At 68.2% G+C, this 17,079-nt stretch carries 15 protein-coding genes and 1 pseudogene; 12 read left to right on the top strand and 4 right to left on the bottom strand.

All coding sequences use genetic code 11. The features are described 5' to 3' along the window. Positions 1–139: 139 nt before the first annotated feature. Positions 140–787: a histidine phosphatase family protein gene (locus tag ACFWP7_RS02110; protein WP_384374835.1), complete on the bottom strand. Its 648-nt coding sequence runs from the start codon at positions 785–787 to the stop codon at positions 140–142. An 80-nt stretch (positions 788–867) separates the two neighbouring features. Further along, the gene (gene hemL / locus ACFWP7_RS02115; protein ID WP_384374523.1) at positions 868–2,187 is read right to left on the bottom strand and encodes a glutamate-1-semialdehyde 2,1-aminomutase; all 1,320 of its coding nucleotides are present in this window, start codon (positions 2,185–2,187) and stop codon (positions 868–870) included. A gap of 408 nt (positions 2,188–2,595) precedes the next feature. On the opposite strand from hemL, the gene ACFWP7_RS02120 reads away from it, so the two are divergent. The 7 genes from ACFWP7_RS02120 (at position 2,596) to ACFWP7_RS02150 (ending at position 9,637) form a co-directional block, all read left to right on the top strand. Next, complete coding sequence (locus ACFWP7_RS02120) at positions 2,596–3,210, top strand: hypothetical protein (protein ID WP_384374837.1); 615 nt, start codon at positions 2,596–2,598, stop codon at positions 3,208–3,210. Between the two features lie 367 nt (positions 3,211–3,577). After that, positions 3,578–4,321: a Crp/Fnr family transcriptional regulator gene (locus ACFWP7_RS02125; RefSeq protein WP_384374526.1), complete on the top strand. Its 744-nt coding sequence runs from the start codon at positions 3,578–3,580 to the stop codon at positions 4,319–4,321. 171 nt (positions 4,322–4,492) lie between these two features. Next, on the top strand, positions 4,493–5,323 hold the full coding sequence (locus ACFWP7_RS02130) for a hypothetical protein (protein WP_384374528.1): 831 nt from the start codon (positions 4,493–4,495) through the stop codon (positions 5,321–5,323). Beyond that, positions 5,320–7,584, top strand: a complete 2,265-nt coding sequence (locus ACFWP7_RS02135) for a hypothetical protein (protein ID WP_384374531.1) — start codon at positions 5,320–5,322, stop codon at positions 7,582–7,584. The genes ACFWP7_RS02130 and ACFWP7_RS02135 overlap by 4 nt, the downstream gene beginning before the upstream one ends. 98 nt (positions 7,585–7,682) lie before the next feature. Then, positions 7,683–8,657: a hypothetical protein gene (locus ACFWP7_RS02140; RefSeq protein ID WP_384374534.1), complete on the top strand. Its 975-nt coding sequence runs from the start codon at positions 7,683–7,685 to the stop codon at positions 8,655–8,657. Beyond that, positions 8,654–9,037 carry a hypothetical protein gene (locus ACFWP7_RS02145; RefSeq protein ID WP_384374537.1) on the top strand — a complete coding sequence of 128 codons (384 nt, stop codon included), beginning with the start codon at positions 8,654–8,656 and terminating at the stop codon, positions 9,035–9,037. The genes ACFWP7_RS02140 and ACFWP7_RS02145 overlap by 4 nt, the downstream gene beginning before the upstream one ends. A 54-nt stretch (positions 9,038–9,091) precedes the next feature. After that, a complete protein-coding gene (locus ACFWP7_RS02150; protein WP_384374540.1) occupies positions 9,092–9,637 on the top strand; it encodes a Pycsar system effector family protein in 546 nt (181 codons plus the stop codon). 73 nt (positions 9,638–9,710) lie between these two features. On the opposite strand, the pseudogene ACFWP7_RS02155 reads toward ACFWP7_RS02150, so the two are convergent. Then, positions 9,711–11,042: pseudogene (locus ACFWP7_RS02155) on the bottom strand (tyrosine-type recombinase/integrase). Between the two features lies 1 nt (position 11,043). After that, on the bottom strand, positions 11,044–11,358 hold the full coding sequence (locus tag ACFWP7_RS02160) for a helix-turn-helix domain-containing protein (protein ID WP_384374542.1): 315 nt from the start codon (positions 11,356–11,358) through the stop codon (positions 11,044–11,046). Positions 11,359–11,823: 465 nt separating this feature from the next. Here ACFWP7_RS02160 and ACFWP7_RS02165 point away from each other — a divergent pair, with 465 nt between their 5' ends. From ACFWP7_RS02165 to ACFWP7_RS02185, 5 genes are all read left to right on the top strand, one after another. Further along, on the top strand, positions 11,824–12,066 hold the full coding sequence (locus ACFWP7_RS02165; protein ID WP_384374545.1) for a helix-turn-helix transcriptional regulator: 243 nt from the start codon (positions 11,824–11,826) through the stop codon (positions 12,064–12,066). A gap of 135 nt (positions 12,067–12,201) precedes the next feature. Then, a complete protein-coding gene (locus ACFWP7_RS02170; RefSeq protein ID WP_384374548.1) occupies positions 12,202–13,479 on the top strand; it encodes a DUF3631 domain-containing protein in 1,278 nt (425 codons plus the stop codon). A 205-nt stretch (positions 13,480–13,684) separates the two neighbouring features. Then, the gene (locus ACFWP7_RS02175) at positions 13,685–14,500 is read left to right on the top strand and encodes a DUF2637 domain-containing protein (RefSeq protein ID WP_384374551.1); all 816 of its coding nucleotides are present in this window, start codon (positions 13,685–13,687) and stop codon (positions 14,498–14,500) included. A gap of 175 nt (positions 14,501–14,675) precedes the next feature. Then, the gene (gene mobC / locus ACFWP7_RS02180) at positions 14,676–15,320 is read left to right on the top strand and encodes a plasmid mobilization relaxosome protein MobC (RefSeq protein WP_384374554.1); all 645 of its coding nucleotides are present in this window, start codon (positions 14,676–14,678) and stop codon (positions 15,318–15,320) included. After that, positions 15,317–17,020, top strand: coding sequence for a relaxase/mobilization nuclease domain-containing protein (locus tag ACFWP7_RS02185; protein WP_384374557.1), 1,704 nt, complete (start codon positions 15,317–15,319; stop codon positions 17,018–17,020). Before mobC ends, ACFWP7_RS02185 begins: the two co-directional genes overlap by 4 nt. The last annotated feature ends 59 nt before the right edge of the window (positions 17,021–17,079 follow it).

A 17,079-nucleotide genomic window follows, 5' to 3' on the forward strand; every position in this document is an offset into this window, starting at 1 on the left:
GAGAAAGACGGGGGTTCCGCCAAACTCGCGCACATTTAGCTGTTTTTACGAAGATACGCTCAGATGGCAGGATTCCCTACGCTGTGTGACGGGGCGTACGCCCTGCGGGGACAAGCGGACACTCCCCCCGTACGAGCACTCACGCGCCGAACGCCTTGTCCTTCCCCTTCACCGGCTTGGCGCCCGCGAGGAGGTGGGCGGGGACTAGGTCGCGCGCGGGCTCGGTGTAGCCGACGGAGACGATCTTGTCGCCGCGGTAGGTGAAGGTCGTCAGGGACGCCAGCGTGCACTGCCGCTTGCGCGGGTCGTGCCACAGCCGCCGCCGCTCCACGTAGGAGCGCACGATCCAGATGGGCAACTGGTGCGAGACACACACCGCTTCATGTCCACGGGCCGCGTCCTTGGCGGCGTCCAGCGCCCCCATCATCCGTACGACCTGATCCACGTACGGCTCGCCCCAGGACGGCTTGAGGGGGTTGACGAGGTACTTCCAGTTCTCCGGCCGCCGCAGGGCGCCGTCCCCGACGCCGAAGGTCTTGCCCTGGAAGATGTTCTCGGCCTCGATGAGGCGCCCGTCGGTCGACAGGTCGAGTCCGTGCGCCTTGGCGATGGGCGTCGCGGTCTCCTGCGCCCGCTCCAGCGGCGAGGCGACGACATGCGTGACGTCCCGCGACGAGAGGTGCTCGGCGACCCGGTCGGCCATCTGCCGCCCTAGCTCGGAGAGGTGGTACCCGGCAAGCCGCCCGTAGAGGATGCCGTCCGGGTTGGCGACCTCACCGTGCCGCATCAGGTGTACGACGGTGATGTCGTCGGTCTTGTCGGAGGCACCGCCGCCGCGGGTGCCGTTGCCGTTGTCGTTGTCGTAGCTCATGCCGCCGTGGCCTCCGCTGCTGCCCGTGCCGCCGCCGGAAGGGCGTCGGCGATCCGCTGAATGGCCCGGTCGTCGTGCGCGGTGGAGACGAACCAGGACTCGAACGACGAGGGCGGCAGATACACGCCCTGCGCCAGCATCGACTGGAAGAACGCGGTGAACCGGAAGGACTCCTGCGCCTTCGCGTCCTCGTAGTCGCGCACCTCACACCCGGTGAAGAAGACGGAGAACATGTTGGAGGCGTTCTGCAGCCGGTGGGTCACGCCCTCCTTGCTGAGCGCTTCGGTGACGAGGGTGCGGATCTGCTCGCTCACCGCGTCGATCTTCTCGTACGCGGCGTCGTCGAGCAGTCGCAGCTGCGCGAGCCCGGCGGCGGTGGCCACCGGGTTCCCGGACAGCGTGCCCGCCTGGTACACCGGGCCGGCCGGCGCCAGGTGGCCCATGACATCGGCCCGTCCACCGAAGGCGGCGGCCGGGAAGCCACCGCCCATGACCTTGCCGAAGGTCATGAGGTCGGGCTTGACCCCGTCGATGCCGTACCAGCCGGCCTTGCTGGTGCGGAACCCGGTCATGACCTCGTCGGAGACGAAGAGGGCACCGTTCTTCGCGCAGGCGTCCTTGAGTCCCTGGTTGAACCCGGGCCGCGGCGGCACGACGCCCATGTTCCCGGGCGAGGCTTCGGTGATCACGCAGGCGATCTCGCCGGGATGCGCGTGGAAGGCGGCGTGCACGGCTTCGAGGTCGTTGTAGGGGAGGACGATGGTGTCGGCGGCCTGGGCCCCGGTGACGCCGGGGGTGTCGGGCAGCGCGAAGGTCGCCACCCCGCTCCCCGCCGCCGCGAGCAGCGAGTCGACGTGACCGTGATAACACCCGGCGAACTTGATCACCTTCGCCCGCCGGGTGAACCCGCGCGCGAGACGGATGGCCGACATGGTCGCCTCGGTCCCACTGGAGACCAGCCGGACCTGCTCGACGGGCCCGACCCGGGCGACGATCTCCTCGGCGAGGACGACCTCGCCCTCGCCGGGCGTACCGAAGGACGTACCGCGGGAGACGGCGTCCTGGATCGCGGCGATGACATCGGGCTGAGAATGCCCGAGAATCATCGGTCCCCAGGAACAGACGAGGTCGACATACTCCCTCCCGTCGGCGTCGGTGAGGTAGGGACCGTTACCGGACACCATGAACCGGGGCGTACCGCCCACGGCACGGAACGCGCGCACAGGAGAGTTCACGCCACCTGGCGTGACAACGCCCGCACGGTCGAATAGAGACTGCGAGGCTGGGGCTTCATAGGGATAAGGCAGTTCGGTCATGACCTGCGACGTCTCCGACTCCGGGGGGCTAGTGACCTACTCAGGGTAGGCCAGCTGCTTCCGGCCGCCGCGGGCACGAGAACGCGCCGTCGCGGGCACGCGGTGGTCACCTGAGTGGAGGTGTCGTGAACGCGGGCGCCCCGTTCCACGTACGGAAGATCCCAGCCATCGCACAGCCAACGGGCCCATGCTCGATACGACAAACGGGCTGCGGCCGCCGGCCATCTGCGAAACTGGGACCTGGTACGGACAGCTCACATGAACGATGGTGTTCAGAGGCCGCGAAGATCCTGCGGACAGGTGTTTCAGCGCACGTTTCGGCGTGCGGCCGTGGGGGAGGTCACTGTCACGATGATCGGGTTGCGTGGCGGGGGTCGCGCGCCTTGGAAAAGCAGTCGGGTGGAGAATATGCATCGCGGTGGCGGACTGGGCGAGGGGACCGATGACCTCGGTCCTCGGCGTGCCCGCGGGGGAAAGCACCGACGCGAGGCGGAGGAAGCGGCCGGGGCCAGAGCCGGAGGGGACCCCGAGCGTGCCGACCGCAGGATCGAGCGGCTGGCGGCAGGGAGCGGGAATGGTGGCCGGGTGGGGGTGACGTACAAATACTTCGGCGCGCCCGACGGCGCGACGGCAGCCCGGGTCCCGATCTCGATGCGCCCCGAAGAACTCGGCGGCGACGAACTCGGAATGAACGGCATGTTCACCAAGATCAAGCCGGAAACCATGGCCGCCATGGTCCTCACCGGCATAGAAGGCGTCCCCCTCCACAAGGTCCCCCCGCTCGAACTCGTCGTCCTCCACCCCGACTACGCCGTCGTCAAGCTCCCCATGACCGTCGTCGACCCCCTCCGTGGCATAGGCGAGGAGCAGGTCGGCGCGGCGGCCTTCATCTGGTCGACGGTCCCGGACCGGGGCGGACCGCGGGACGCGTACAACGTGTATCAACTGCTGCACGAGTGGCAGGACTTCAGCCATCGGTTGCATGAGGCGGGGCATCAGCCGTACTGCTTGGTGTGGCCCTGACCTGGGGTTTCACTGGTGGCGGGCGAGGTCTTCGGACCTCGCCTTTTTCATGTCCCCGGAGGGGCCGTCAGACGGCCAGGGCATATTGAGGGCACATGGGTTGCGATCAGGGCACTGACTTGCGCCTGGACCATTCCCCCGCAGCTAGTGCTCGGCCCGTGCCAGTGCTGCACGTGGCTCGATGGGCTGCCAGTGACGCGTTGTTCATACAACATTGCCCATTGTCAGAGGCATGCGCCAGAATCGTCGGGCACTTGAGAGGACCTCGTGCCGCAGACGATCCCGCAGGCTCCCGCAAACTGTATGGGTGCCCGCTCGACGGGCGGCGTTGGCGGCGCAAGAGTTCCGTTGTGGGAAGGACACTGCTGTGGACAGCGCCACTGGAAGCGCGAAGCCGGGAGCCTTACGCGCTTCGGCCGAGGCCGCCATACCTCTTCTGACCGACGACCGCGTCCCTTACCTCGCCCGGCTCCCGGAGGCGGCCTCGGCGGCGTTGATCGCAGCCGGAGTCGAACTGCGTTATCCGGCCCGTACGGTCGTGCTCATGAAGGGCGAGCCGTCCTCCCACGTCCTGCTGGTCCTGGAGGGCTGGCTGAAGGTGACTGACGGCTCCCCCGGCGGACACGAGGCGCTGTTGGCTCTGCGTGGACCGGGGGACGTCATCGGCGAAAGCGCCGCACTGCAGGACACATCACGGTCCGCTTCGGTGACCACGCTGGAGCCGATCAGAGCCGTGGTCATCTCCTCGGACCGCTTCAGGGCATTCCTGGACGAGCATCCGATCGCGACGCGTCAGCTCATGGCCCTGGTCACTGACCGGATGCGTGCCGCGGATCGCAAGCGGTTGGAACTAGCAGTCTGCGGTGTCAAGGAGAGACTGGCGCGCCTGCTGCTGGAGCTGGCCCAGCACCACGGCGAACCGGTACCGGAGGGCGTTCTCGTCAAGGTGCCGCTCACTCAGCAGGAGCTCGCCGGGGCCGTGGGTTCGTCCCGTGAGTCGGTCACCCGGCTTCTGCGCGAACTACGGGAGCGCGGATATATCACCACTCGCCGTCAGGCCCTGGTGGTGGTCAGGCCGGAAATGCTGCGGCGGATCGGCGGCTCTGCGTAATCCGTCACATCAACCGTGCGGCAACGGTCCTCGCGGCACACGACGCGCTGCTGAAGCCTGGGCATGGAGCGGTTCGGACCAGCCAGGGCGGTCGGGCCGGTAGTTGATTCCCCACTCTCGCACTTCGCTTTTGACCTGACGCGACGGTCGCGCACACCCGAGGAGACACGCATGGCGGAACCCAGCAACAAGACGATCCTGCTCATGGACATGGAGGGATCAGGGCGGCGACGTGACAGCGAACAAGCCGTCATTCACCGCATGTTGTACACGGTCCTCCACGAGACCCTGTCGGCTGCTGCCATCGAGCCGACCGAGTACCGCAGCGAGGACCGCGGCGACGGCGTCTTCGTCCTCATCGATCCGGCCGTGCCAAAGCCCGCGCTGCTCAGGGCCTTGCTGACGGCGACACCTGAGCAACTCGTCAGCACCAACCGGCTGGCCGCCGAGGGCGCTCGGATCAGGCTGCGGATCGTCGTCCACACCGGCGAGGTGGCACTGGACGAGTTCGGTGCGGTCGGCGCGGACCTCGTCCACGCCTTCCGGCTCTTGGACGCACCAGCGCTGCGAAAGGAGTTGGCCGCGACGTCAGAGCCGGGTGTCCTGTGCGTGTCCGACGCCGTATATCAGGGTGTGGTGCGTCATGCGCATCCCGGTGTCCGGCCCGAGTACTTCCACCCGCTGACCGTCGACAGTAAAGAAGGTGCCACGCTGACAGGCTGGTATCACGACAACTCGCGGCGGCACACCCGCACCGCTCGGTTGGAGCAGCCCGCCGCCGAATCGACCGCATCGTCCGTCCCCGCTCAGGCGGACGCGCCGGTACCCAAGTCCGAGTACTCGGCCGATGCGGCTCGGGTTCCGGCGCTGCACACGCGCACCGGCAACTTCTTCTTCGGGACCGCGAGCATCGCCGGGGACGCCATTGCGGGTGACAAGCGCGTTGGTACCGGCCCCGCCGAGTCGGCCCGGCAGCGTGGCGTGGAAGGAAGCGGACAGTGAACCAGCACGTGGAAGCCCCCTTAGACCCCGAGGACGTCGGCGCCGGACCCGAGGCAGAGAAAGATCCCGGGCGGCCCGCCGATACCGGGGACGTGGGGGCACCGCCACCGGACGAGGACCCCGCCCCGGAGTCATGGGAGGCCATCGAGCAGCTCTTCGTTCTTGCTCCGCATCTGCAGTCGGGGCGAGCCAATGTCATGGGAGACACCCGGGTGTCCGGCGATGTCGTCGCAGGCGACAAGCGCGTCGATGTGCACCTGCACGAAAACCCTCTGCCTCGGTTGCACACCGTCGGTCCCCTGCCAGCGGCGGAACTCGACTACCTGGCCGAGACGTTCGCACCGAATCGGCGGTATGACGAGCTGTGTTCGGAACTCACCGCCCATCGCATCCTCGTTTTGCGCGGGCGGCCCGGCACCGGCCGCAGGACCGCAGCCCTGCGCATGCTCATGCAGGCCGGCCCGAAGGCAGGTGAGGTGATTGCGCTGGATCCTGGTACAGAGTCGGCGGATTTCGCCGACCATGTCCAGCCCGGCGGGGTCCATGTGGTGGTGGATCCGATCACCAGCCAGGACAGTCCGTTGCGGGACATCCATCTGAACGCTGTCCGCCGCCGTCTCGGGGACGACGGACTCTTCGTCGTCGTCGCAGCGCACGGCACGGCCATGGAGGACGTGACGGCGCATGATTGGGAACCGCCTCCGGCCGCCGACATCACACGAGCCCACCTGCTGCACGCGATCCGGCACTCGGCGACAGACGGGCCGTCCGATGGCGCCGTGGCGGCCGACACGGCCCGGCGTCTGCTCGAACTGGAGCCGACGGTACGGTACTTGAGCGTCGGCCCGTCGCCCGGGGAGGCCGCGGGCTTCGCCCGGCTTCTCGTGGAGTACGCAGCGGGCCGCTGCGACGACGAAGAGCTGTCTGGGTACGGCCGTACATCGGCCGAGGAGATCACCAGCAGGTGGTTCGGCGAAGGCGACAAATCAGGCGGAGCGACACTGCGCGACAAGGCGTTTCTGATCTCGCTCGCCGTATTCGACGGATTGCCATATCCGTTGGTGGCCGAACTCGGAGACCTCCTCTACATACGGCTACGCACCGTCGAGGAACCCGATCGCACCGCTGGATATCCCGTCTTCGGTTCATCCCCGGCGGACCGGTTGACGTTAGCCAGGGCCCAGGAATACGACGATGAGACCGACACTGCATGGGGACCCCTGCCCGATCGGGTCGTCGCATTCCGGAACGGCTCCCTCTGGAGCACCGTCCTGCGCCACGTCTGGACCAGCCACCCAGCCGTGAGAAAGCCCCTGCTGGCCTGGCTCGACACCCTCGTGACGGACCGACGGGTCTTCGTACGGCTCCGAGCCGCGGTGGCATCGGGGGTGCTGGCAGCCGCGGACTTCAGTTACGCCTTCGACAACTTCCTCAACCAGTGGGGTTCTTCGTCGCGGCCGATGCAGCGACAGCTCGCCGCATGGGCGCTGTACACCGCCGCCGAACACGGTATGGACACTGCGGTCAGGCGCCTGCTTTCCAACTGGAGCAAGCGGCATGACTCGGCACGGAGATGGACGGCCACCCGCTCCTACGCCCTGCTGGGCGGCGCCACGGCGACCAGCGCACTCCGGGACATCGGACGGATGGCCGCGACCGGACCGGCGCCGGACAGCGCGCTGCAGTCAGCGCTCGAGCAGGCCCTGGAGGCGTTGCTCCAGGGGCCCGCAGCCGTCATCGTCCTGGAGCGGCTCGTGCAGTGGCACGCAAGCCGAGGTCCCCTGCAGGAACTGGCGGCAGCAGGATTTCTGCGGGGGGCGCGCAGGCGTCATTGGGCCGTGGATGCCGAGGCGACCGCGTGGCCGAGGCTGCTGTGGCTGGCAGACCACGACGCCCGCGCCCGGCGGTACGTCGTCGTGATGTGGCGGGCGTTGCTGGGCAATCGTTCCCATCGCGAAGCGGCACGTGCCGAACTGGTTCGCTGGGTCCGGGTCGCGGACCGCGCGTCCGTAAAAGCGGCACAGCACCGCACGTTCACGGACGCGGCGCCATTCGACGAGACGGAGCGATACGACACTGTGTCGGACGTCGAATCGGCGCTGGGCGGGCTGCTTCCTCTGCTGGTCGAAACCCAGAACGACTGGGAGCGATTGGACTTCCTCCTGCGCCGGCTCGACGCCCCGAGCGGAGTCCGGGGCTCCACCGCCGCCCGGCTTCATGCCGCTCTCTCCGACCCCGCGGCACTGCCCCGTCCTCTGTGACAGCACATCCGTCATCACCGATTCCTCCCGGAGCAGACAAACCGCCGCCTCACGCAAATCACCGCCTCGTATGCGGTGTCCCGAAAGCAGGAGAACGCATGGCACTCGTCAACGACCCTGTCCGCCAGGTACGAAGCCTGGGCCGATTCGAATACGTACGCAACCGGCCACCGACCTACGCGGAACGCGCACTGGTATTCCTGACGTCCGGAGGACGACCCCAGACGTATCTCCCGCATCAACAGCCCACCCGCGGAGAGCTGGTGACCAGCAACTTCCGCACGTTGTACGAAGTGGACATGGGCATTCAGCACATGTCTCTGGAACACCGGCTCCCGAGCGACGGCGATGCCGCGTTCTTCTCCGCGGAGACTGATCTGACCTGGCGGGTCGTCGACCCCGCCAAGGTCGTGGAGCAGCAGATCCGTGACGTTCGCGCGCTGCTGGAGCCCCGCCTGCTGACCCAGATGCGCCGGGAAAGTCGCCGGTACGCCATCGAGGAGAGTGCCGCGGCCGAGATCGCGGTGATAGAGGCGCTGGCCGCCGCACCCTTGGCCGCCGACAAGGGGCTGGACATCCAATGCGAAGTGCGGCTCAGCCTCGACGAAGAGGCGATCGGTCAACTGTCCTCGCTGCGCTCCCTCGACTACACCAAACAGCGGACGCGGAGCGAGCACGAACTGACCCGGCTGCGCACCCACAACGAACAGGAAGTCATGGAGGAAAGCAGTTCCTTCTACGCTCGGCTGCTGTCCCAGGGCGAGTTCGAGCGCTGGGGCGCGCACCTGGCACAGAACCCGGGGGACATCCCGCTCGCGATCGAATCCATTCGCGATGACGAGCGCGAGGCCAGCGTCAACCAGATCCGCGTCATCGAGCGGGTCCTCGACTCCGGAGCAGTTGAGGATCATATGCTGGAGGATGCCTCGCGGGCGGCTCTGGCGGCTGTGAAGGAGCGACTCAACGACGCCGGCCGGGGACGGACGCGCAAACACCCCCTCTACCGGGAACAGCTGGAGCGGGGGCCCAGCGGCCAGGACGAGCAACCGGACGCGTCCGGAGACGGACGGTGACCACGCCCTCGGACGTCGTGCGGGCCCTCGTGCCTGCTCTCATCGTCGGCGTCGCCTGCTACGTGCTGCTCCGATGGGCTGCCGTGCCGCTGCTGACCCACCTGGAGACTGGCATGGAGTATGCGGTGAACGTCATGGTCGTCGGACTCCTGTTGCCCGAATACTGCTGGACCCGGGCGCAGCGCCGTGTTTCCGGTCATGCCGCCCCCTTCGCCTACACCTACGGAGACGCGGTGTGCGCCGTCGCAAGCGCCGGGCACCGCTGCGTGAGCACGGTGCTGTCGGCGCTGCGAGAGGCAGTAGGCCGGCTCGGTCACCGCGGCGCGCTGTGGGGCGGCCTGTTGGGGGCCGGTGCGCTGCTGTGGTCCAGCTTGCCGTGATCTGACGGCGGCAGGAGCTGTCTCCTTCCGGAACCAATGTCAGGAGTACCGAAGATGACAGGTGTCACGAGCACGACGTCCTCCTCTCACGAGCCCACACCACGGCTCATTTCCGATCCCGCGGGGGTACATGCAGCGGAACGCCTGCTGGCCGAGGTACGAGCCGAAATCGGTCGTGCCGACACCAAAGCATCCGTTCTCATCGGCGCGCTGGGAGTGTGTGCCGGAGTCGTCCTGAGCACGTACTGGAGCAGGATGCCGGCCACGGGCTTCAGCCGGCCCCTGGGCGTAGCCAGTGGCCTGACCTGGGCTCTTGCACTGGGCTTTCTACTGTTCGCGACAGCTCCCCGCTACCGGGCGAGCCAGTGGCAGACCGGCAGTCCCCTGACGTATTTCCTCGACATCCGTCGAGCCGCAGGTTCCGGGGTACTCACCGACGCTCTGCGCACCACCGAAGAGGAGCAGATGTCCGGCCTGGTGATCGCACTCCGCAACACGAGCGACATCGCCGCGGCCAAGCACCGGTGGATCAGGACAGGACTGGTCTGCTTCCTCTTCGGAACGATTGCCCTTGGGGGGAGCGTGCTGGCAGCAGTCTGAGTGGTGAACACGGCCAGTCGATGCGTGCCGTCCCACTCACAGCCCCACCCTCGTCATGTGCCGGAAGAGGCCGTCAGGCGGCCAGTGCGCAACGCGGGCACGTTGGTTTCGGCGTAGGCGCGGATGCGCCCTGACCACCGGAAGTGCCGCCTCGGTCTTCAGCGTTGGCCTCGGTGAGGGCGTCGTCGATCGCCTTGCGGGTGCGGGTCTCGCTGGACGGCAACAGGTGCGTGTACGTGCGCAGCGTGAAGCCGGGGTCCGAGTGGCCCAGGAACTCGGAGAGCGCCTTGATGCTCTCCCCCGCGTCCAGGAGCACGGAGGCGTACGCGTGCCGGAGGGCGTGCATGCCGTCTTCCGGGGCTGCCTGGAGGTACCTCGCGCCGCGTTCACAGGGAGGGATCACGCCGGCGGCGGCCAGGGCGAGCTTTCAGGCGCCCATGTTGAAGACGCTGCGGTTGTAGGCCCGGCTCTTCTCGTCGACGAAGAGGAGGCGGAAGGTCTTCGGTTCACCGTCCGGCTTGGCCCAGGGCAGGGTGACGGCGACGGGCGGGAACTCCTTCATGTGGGCCTTCAAGGCGGCGGCAAGTTGAGCCGGCAGGGGCACTGACCGGATCTTGTTGCCTTTGGGCAGGGCGAAGACGGCCTTCGTGCCGACGAGCCGCACCTGGCGGTTGACGTGGATCCAGCCGCCCTTGAAGTCGATGTCCTCGACGGCGAAGCCGAACACCTCGCCCTGGCGCAGGCCGCAGCCGAAGGCGAGCTTGCCGCCTGCCTGGAAGCGCTTCGGTAGCCCGGCGATGACGGCGCGTACGCGCTCCAACGACCAAGGGATGACCTTCTTCTTGGTCGCCGTCGGCAGCTTGACCGACTTCGCCTTGCAGGGGTTCTTCGGCAGCAACCCGTCCTCCACGGCCGCGCCGAGGATGCTGGAGAGGATGTCGAAGATGCCCTCGATCGTGGACACTTCAAGGCCGCTGTCCTGGAGCGTCCGGATCCAACCCTGGATGATCGAGGGCTGGTTGAGGGACCGCAGCTCGCGCTGTCCGAGCTGCACGACGATGTGGTTGCGGACGGTCGCCTCGTAGCGGAGGGCGGTCGTCGGGCCGACGGAGTTCGCGTCGAGCCACTTCTGCGCGTAGGCGCCGAGCGTCTGCTTCGTCTCGGCAGGGACGACGTAGGAGCCGCGACGAATCTCGACGTCGACCTCGGCGGCGCGGTTGTCCGCCTCCGCCTTCGTGTAGAAGTTCTCCTTGCGTTGGCGGCCGTCCAGGTCGCGGTAGCGGACCTGCCAGCGCTTGCCGATGCCGTGGTCGGCGGTGGGGACCATCAGCTTGGTGCGGCTCTTGTGTTCGCCGCACTCGGCCTCGGTCGGCTTGGGGTGGGACTTGTGCCAACGGTCGTACACGTCAGCCAAGAAGGGCCCCCTGGACGTCGTCGAGGGACCCACCGAAGCGGGACACGGGACCGTGAACGGTCCACAGCGGCAGCAAGGCCACCGGCGCGATACCGAGAGCCGCAGCGATCGTGACGAGGTCGTCGATGTCGCAGCGGCGGCGGGCGCGTTCGGTACGACTGAGGGCGGTGTTGGTCATCGGGCGGCCCATTGCGGTGCAGCGGGCGGCGAGCTGGTGCTGGGTCAGGCCGCGCGCGAGGCGTATGCACTCGATAGCGCGGGCGGAGTGGAGGCCGGCGGGGCCTATTTCGACAGGTCGGGATGCCATGACAGATAGCTGTAACTTGCGGCCTGGCGTTATGGCAAGAGTTAGTTCTCAAACTCTCCAAAAGTCGTTCCGGGGCAAAGTGGTGTTCGTCTCATTGAATTCCGGTACATCGCGAGCCTTTTCACTTGGAAAGCCGTGCTATCTTCCCTCCACATCCCAGATTTGGGCGATTTGAACTATTTTCGGACGCGATGCCTGGTGGGCTGGCCGTGTCACCTACGACTGCCAGTCATAACATCTGAGCTGCGGAGGTACCGGATTCCGACCCTTCCGGCGGTCGGTTCGCCGCAGAAAATTTCTGCATCCGCTGGAGCGATTTCGGCAACCGGGGATCCGCACTTGCTGTTTTGGAATCACCGGTAACACAGAGAAGTGCTGGAGAGTTTAAGAACCAACTCTGGACTTTTCCGCCTGGGGTGTGGCTGTGTTGTCCAGGCCCGATGTCCAAGACCGAAAAGGAGCCCTGTGCCGAATACCTCCTCCCGCAATACCAACGCCCCTGCCATCGCCGAGGCTGCCAGGCGCGGCCCGCTCGCCAGCCCGGCCGAGGTCGCCGTCTACCTCGGCGTGCCCGTGAAGACCCTCTACCAGTGGAAGTACCGGGGCATCGGCCCCAACGTCCACAAGGTCGGCCGTCACCTGCCCTACCGCTGGTCCGAGGTGGACGCCTGGGTGAACTCCCAGTCCGCGTACCGCCTCGCCGTCTGAAGTCACCTTTCCGGGACAACGAAACGGCCCTCGGCGAGCCAGCGCCGAGAGCCGCAGAGTCCCTGCCCCATCACCCATGAATGATCGATCCGGTGGGCCGGGCTTGCCCGTCCGGCCCACCAGGGAGGAACGCCTGTGGACGAACCTACGTCCTCCACCGCCCCCACCTCATCCTCGACGCCCGGCTTGCCACCCGTCGTCGCCATCGCCGGCCAGCTGGCCATCCCCGCTGCACCTCCCGCAGACGGGGACCGGGACGACGCGTCCTCAGCAGGGCCGCTGCCCGAGGGCGCGCAGATCCTGGCTGATCTGCGGGTGCAGATCAAGCGGTATGTGGTGATGCCGAGCGAGGAAGCCCTCACTGCGGTCACGTTGTGGATCGCGGCGACGCACCTGCAGCGCGCGTGGCAGCACGCACCACGTCTGGCGATCGTGGCTCCGGAGAAGCGGTGCGGCAAGTCACGGCTGCTGGACATGCTGACCGAGACCGTGTGCAACCCGTTGATCACGGTCAACGCCAGCCCGGCGGCGATCTTCCGCTCGATCGACGACGAGGACCCGCCGAGCCTCCTGGTGGACGAGGCCGACACTCTCTTCGGCACCGTCAAGGCGGCGGAGAAGAACGAGGAGGTGCGCGGCCTGATCAACGCCGGTCACCAGCGCAACCGGCCCACGCTCCGGGTGACCGGGCCCGAGCACAAGCCCACCGCTTTCCCTACGTTCGCCATGGCGGCGCTTGCCGGGATCGGTGATCTGCCCGACACGGTGATGGACCGGTCGGTGGTCATCCGGATGCGGCGCCGGGCGGGAGGCGAGAAAGTGGCGTACTTCCGCACCCACCGCGACACCCCCGCCCTGCACGCGATCCGCGACCGGCTCTCTGCCTGGCTCCAGCCGCTGTACCAGTGGGCGCTGGAGATGGAGCCGCTCATGCCAGTCGAGAACCGCGCGGCCGACACCTGGGAACCCCTGGTGGTCATCGCCGATCTCGCCGGAGGCGAATGGCCCGCGCTCGCCCGCACCGCCTGCCGCGTCATGACCGACTACGAGGCGGGGCAGGACGAGGAGGGCGGTCTGCGCACCCGCCTTCTGGTCGGCATCCGCCGGGCCTTCGCCGCCGAGAACGACCCGGCGGTGCTGGGCACCAGGCGCCTGCTGGAACACCTCAACGCGGACAAGGAAGCACCGTGGGCGGAGTACGGCGCCAACGGCCTGACGCCGCGCGGCCTGCAACTGCTTCTGCAGCCCTACGGCATCGGCTCGGCCAACCGCCGCTTCCCCGACGGCATCCAGGCCAAGGGCTTCGCCCGCAACCAATTCCTCGACACCTGGGCCCGCTACTGCCCCGAACCGGGGCCTGCGGCCGAGCCCACCCGACCAGAAGCCGAGCCACTTCCTGACAGCGCGGCCTGACCCGACTTGTCTCGTCGCACTCGTCCCCGCCCAGGTCAGCGCGGGGACGAGTGACAAGCCCGCAACGAGTCGTCTCGACATCACCACGCCACTCGTACCTGCTCTGACCAGGCATGCGACGAGTGGTACGAGACACCACACCTCACGGCGGCCTCCCCTGCCCGCGCCGACAGCCGCCGCCCAGCCTCACCTGGAGTACCTCCGCTTGGCCTTCCCCACCGTCACCGCGCACTCCGCGATCCGCGTCGGCATCGCCCTGCTCGCCGCGTTCGCCTTCGCTCTCTCCTACGACGCCCTGCGGCAGATGGCCGTCGCCATCCACATCCGCGGGCTGCTCACCTACGCCTTTCCACTCGTGATCGACGGGTTCATCGCCATCGGCGTCGCCGCCCTGCTCATGCTGGGCAACGCACCACGGCTCTCACGCGCGTACGTGTGGGCGCTCGTTGGCCTGGCTACGGCGACGAGCATCTGGGCCAACGCCCTGCACGCCGTCCGCCTCAACCAACAGACCCGCGCAAGCGACGGCCTCCGCCTCGACGACGTCACCGTGGGCGTCCTGTCCGCGATCCCCCCGCTCGCCTTGGCCGGCGCCGTCCACTTCTACATCGTCATCCGACGCCAGCCCGCTCCCCACCCCCAGGAGGCCAACACCGGCAACCGCCAGGAAGCCCCCGCCCACCGCCACAACGGCAGGGACAGCGTCCAGCCCTCGACTCCTGTCGAAGACCACCCCGGCATGTTCGCTGCCCCCTCGCCGGATTCCGGCGATGAGGTTCCGGCGCAGACCGCTCCGACACCCCGGCGTACCGGTCGGCCACCAAATGCGTCGCTCGAAGAGTTGCTGGCCATGGCCCGCCCTGTGGTCGAGCGCATGGGCGAGGTCGACCGTGACGCGATCGCGGAGGAGATCCGGGACGTGCACGGACGCAAGGTCCCCAACGGGCGCCTGACGAAGGTGACCGCGCTCCTCGCGGAGGAGCACGAAGCGGCATCATCCTCGCTCCTGCCTTCCGCCTGACGTCCCCGCAGCCCGGCCTACCGGAAGTCCGGAACTACTTCCGGACTTCCGGCGGGCCACCGCACCCTGCTCCTTCACGTACGGCAGCCAGAACACCGCGGTCAGCCGCCTCCAAGGCCCAGACGCGCCGAAACGCTCCCCATCCCGATCCCCACGCATCACGGAGAGCCGCCCCATGCACGACCCACACCACGAACTGCCCACCACCCAACAGGAGATGACCATCACCCCTAACAGCGCAGCAAGGTATCCCGCTGGACCGTCCAAGGGTCGGCCCAACGGGGAAGCCTCCGCCCCGGGGGTGGCGGAGGTGCTCGGGCACCAGGGGGTGCCCGAGAGGGAACAGCCCGTCGACACCGCTGCCGTTCCGCTGTCGCGAGCCGCTGACGCCGCCGCGCTGCACCGTGTCGCCCGCCGCCGTAAGCGCGAAGCCGTGCAGCGCAAAGAGCGCGTCGACGTGCGCTACAGCGTCGACGAGAAGACCACGATCCTGCGCAAGGCCCGGTCGCTGAACATCGCAGGCGCCCACTACGTCGGCGCCGTCGTCATGGCTCACATCCACGGCGACCTCGCCCTGCCAGGCCAGCGCACCCCGCTCGACGACTACATCGACGAACTCACCGCGCTGCGCAGCGAGGTCGCCAAGATCGGCCACAACATCAACCAGATCGCCAAGAAGCTCAACTCCGGTGACCGTCCACACTCTGGGGACACCGCCGTCCTGAACCAGGCCGGGCGTACCTTGGGCGCGGTCGGTACGACCGTGAGGGACATCGCAGCAGCCGCGAACCACGCCGTCAGCAAGAAGGCGGCCCGATGATCGCGAAGATCAGCAGCGGCCAAGACACCGCGGGCCTGGTCCGGTACCTCTTCGACACGAAGAAGGCCAAGGACCACACCGACCCCCACCTCGTCGCCTCCTGGGACGGCTTCGCCCCCGACCCCGGCCGCACCGACGACTTCGACGTCACCAAGAAGCTCCTCGTGGCTGACCTCAACCTGCACGTCAAGCAGGCCCGGCGGCTCGGCCGTGCCCCCGAGAAGCACACGTGGCACTGCTCCATCCGCGCCGCCACAACCGACCGCCAACTCAGCGACGAGGAGTGGGCCGACATCGCGCGCCGCATCGTGGCCGCCACCGGCATCGCACCCGAAGGCGATCCGGACGGTTGCCGCTGGGTGGCCGTCCGCCATGCCCCCGACCACATCCACATCGCCGCCACCAAGGTCCGCGCCGACCTGAGCGCCGCCCGCCACTGGAACGACTACCTCACCGCCGACCGCGAACTCGCCGTCATCGAGAAGGAATACGGCCTCTTCCAAGTCGTACGCGGAGACCGCACCGCCGCCAAGCGCCCCACCCGCGCCGAGCAGGAGAAGGCCCGCCGCTCCGGCCACGACAAGCCCGCCCGCGAACGCCTGCGTGCCACCATCCGCGCCGCCGTGGCTGCCGCCACCAGCACCGAGGAGTTCATCCACCTGCTCAACCACACCGACGGCGTGCTCGTCGAGGTCGTCCACTTCCCCTCCGGCGACGTACGCGGCTACAAGTTCGCCAGCCAGGACACCGCCACTGCCGACAAGGAGCCCGTCTGGTTCTCCGGCTCCGAACTCGCCCCGGACCTGTCCTTCCCCAGGATCCAGGAACGCCTGGAGAACATCGAGCCGCAGCCGACCAATCAGCCCGGCCGACGCAGGTCCAACCCCTGGCACCAGGCCACGGCCACCGCCGAACGCATCCCTCACCGCCTCGACCAGGCTGACGACGAAGCGTCCCAGGCCCATCTCGCCGCCTTCGGCGAAGCCCTCGACGCGCTTCCTCTCCTCGTACCCCAGACCCTTCGGCCCCAACTCCGAGAGGCAGCCACCGCGTTCGAGCGTGCCACCCGCTCCCGCATCCGGGCCGAACACCACCACGCCCGTGCTCTTCGCGGCGCCGTGCGAGCCATGGTCCGCGAGCCCGCTTTCATGGACGGAGCTGTCGTGGCGATGTTCCTCGACGCCGCGATCCTCGTCGTCATCGCCGCCGCCCGCTGGCACCAACTCCACCGCCACGACCAGCAAGTCACCGCCGCCCACCAGACCCTGCTCCACCTCCAGGCCGCCTACGGCCACGCCGCCGCCGCGCCGCTGGCCGCCCTCGCCCAGCGCCAACCGCCCCAGCAGGCCGTGGAGCGGCAGATCCGCCGCCTACGCCAGGTCGTTCCCGACCACGCCGAGCAGGTCATCGCAGACCCCGCCTTCACGGCCCTCACCACCGCCCTCGCCGAGGCAGAAGCAGCCGGACACGACCCGGAGCGGCTTCTCCAGCAGGTCGCCGACCAGCGCGCCTTGGGCGACGCAGACTCCCCCGCGCGGGTCCTGACCTGGCGAATCCAACGCCTCAGCGCAAGGCCAGCACTCAGCGCACGAGCGCGCGCAGCATTGGCCCGCAGCGTCGCCGCGCCACACACCGAGGCTCAGGTCCACACCGGAGCGGCCATCCCGGCCTTGCAGCCGCCACGAGTACGGCGGCGCTGATCGAGGGTATGGATAGCCTCTTCGCGTTGCCACCGGACACCTGGTTCTCGCGTTCAGCC

It is taken from the genome of Streptomyces sp. NPDC058470, from assembly GCF_042721055.1.
Classification (GTDB): domain Bacteria; phylum Actinomycetota; class Actinomycetes; order Streptomycetales; family Streptomycetaceae; genus Streptomyces.

Excerpts from the sequence above, each read along its gene's own strand:
- ACFWP7_RS02110 (WP_384374835.1), bottom strand. The coding sequence starts at position 787 with ATGCGGCACGGTGAGGTCGCCAACCCGGACGGCATCCTCTACGGGCGG.
- hemL (WP_384374523.1), bottom strand. The coding sequence starts at position 2,187 with ATGACCGAACTGCCTTATCCCTATGAAGCCCCAGCCTCGCAGTCTCTA.
- ACFWP7_RS02120 (WP_384374837.1), top strand. The coding sequence starts at position 2,596 with ATGCATCGCGGTGGCGGACTGGGCGAGGGGACCGATGACCTCGGTCCT.
- ACFWP7_RS02130 (WP_384374528.1), top strand. The coding sequence starts at position 4,493 with ATGGCGGAACCCAGCAACAAGACGATCCTGCTCATGGACATGGAGGGA.
- ACFWP7_RS02140 (WP_384374534.1), top strand. The coding sequence starts at position 7,683 with ATGGCACTCGTCAACGACCCTGTCCGCCAGGTACGAAGCCTGGGCCGA.
- ACFWP7_RS02150 (WP_384374540.1), top strand. The coding sequence starts at position 9,092 with ATGACAGGTGTCACGAGCACGACGTCCTCCTCTCACGAGCCCACACCA.
- ACFWP7_RS02160 (WP_384374542.1), bottom strand. The coding sequence starts at position 11,358 with ATGGCATCCCGACCTGTCGAAATAGGCCCCGCCGGCCTCCACTCCGCC.
- mobC (WP_384374554.1), top strand. The coding sequence starts at position 14,676 with ATGCACGACCCACACCACGAACTGCCCACCACCCAACAGGAGATGACC.
- ACFWP7_RS02185 (WP_384374557.1), top strand. The coding sequence starts at position 15,317 with ATGATCGCGAAGATCAGCAGCGGCCAAGACACCGCGGGCCTGGTCCGG.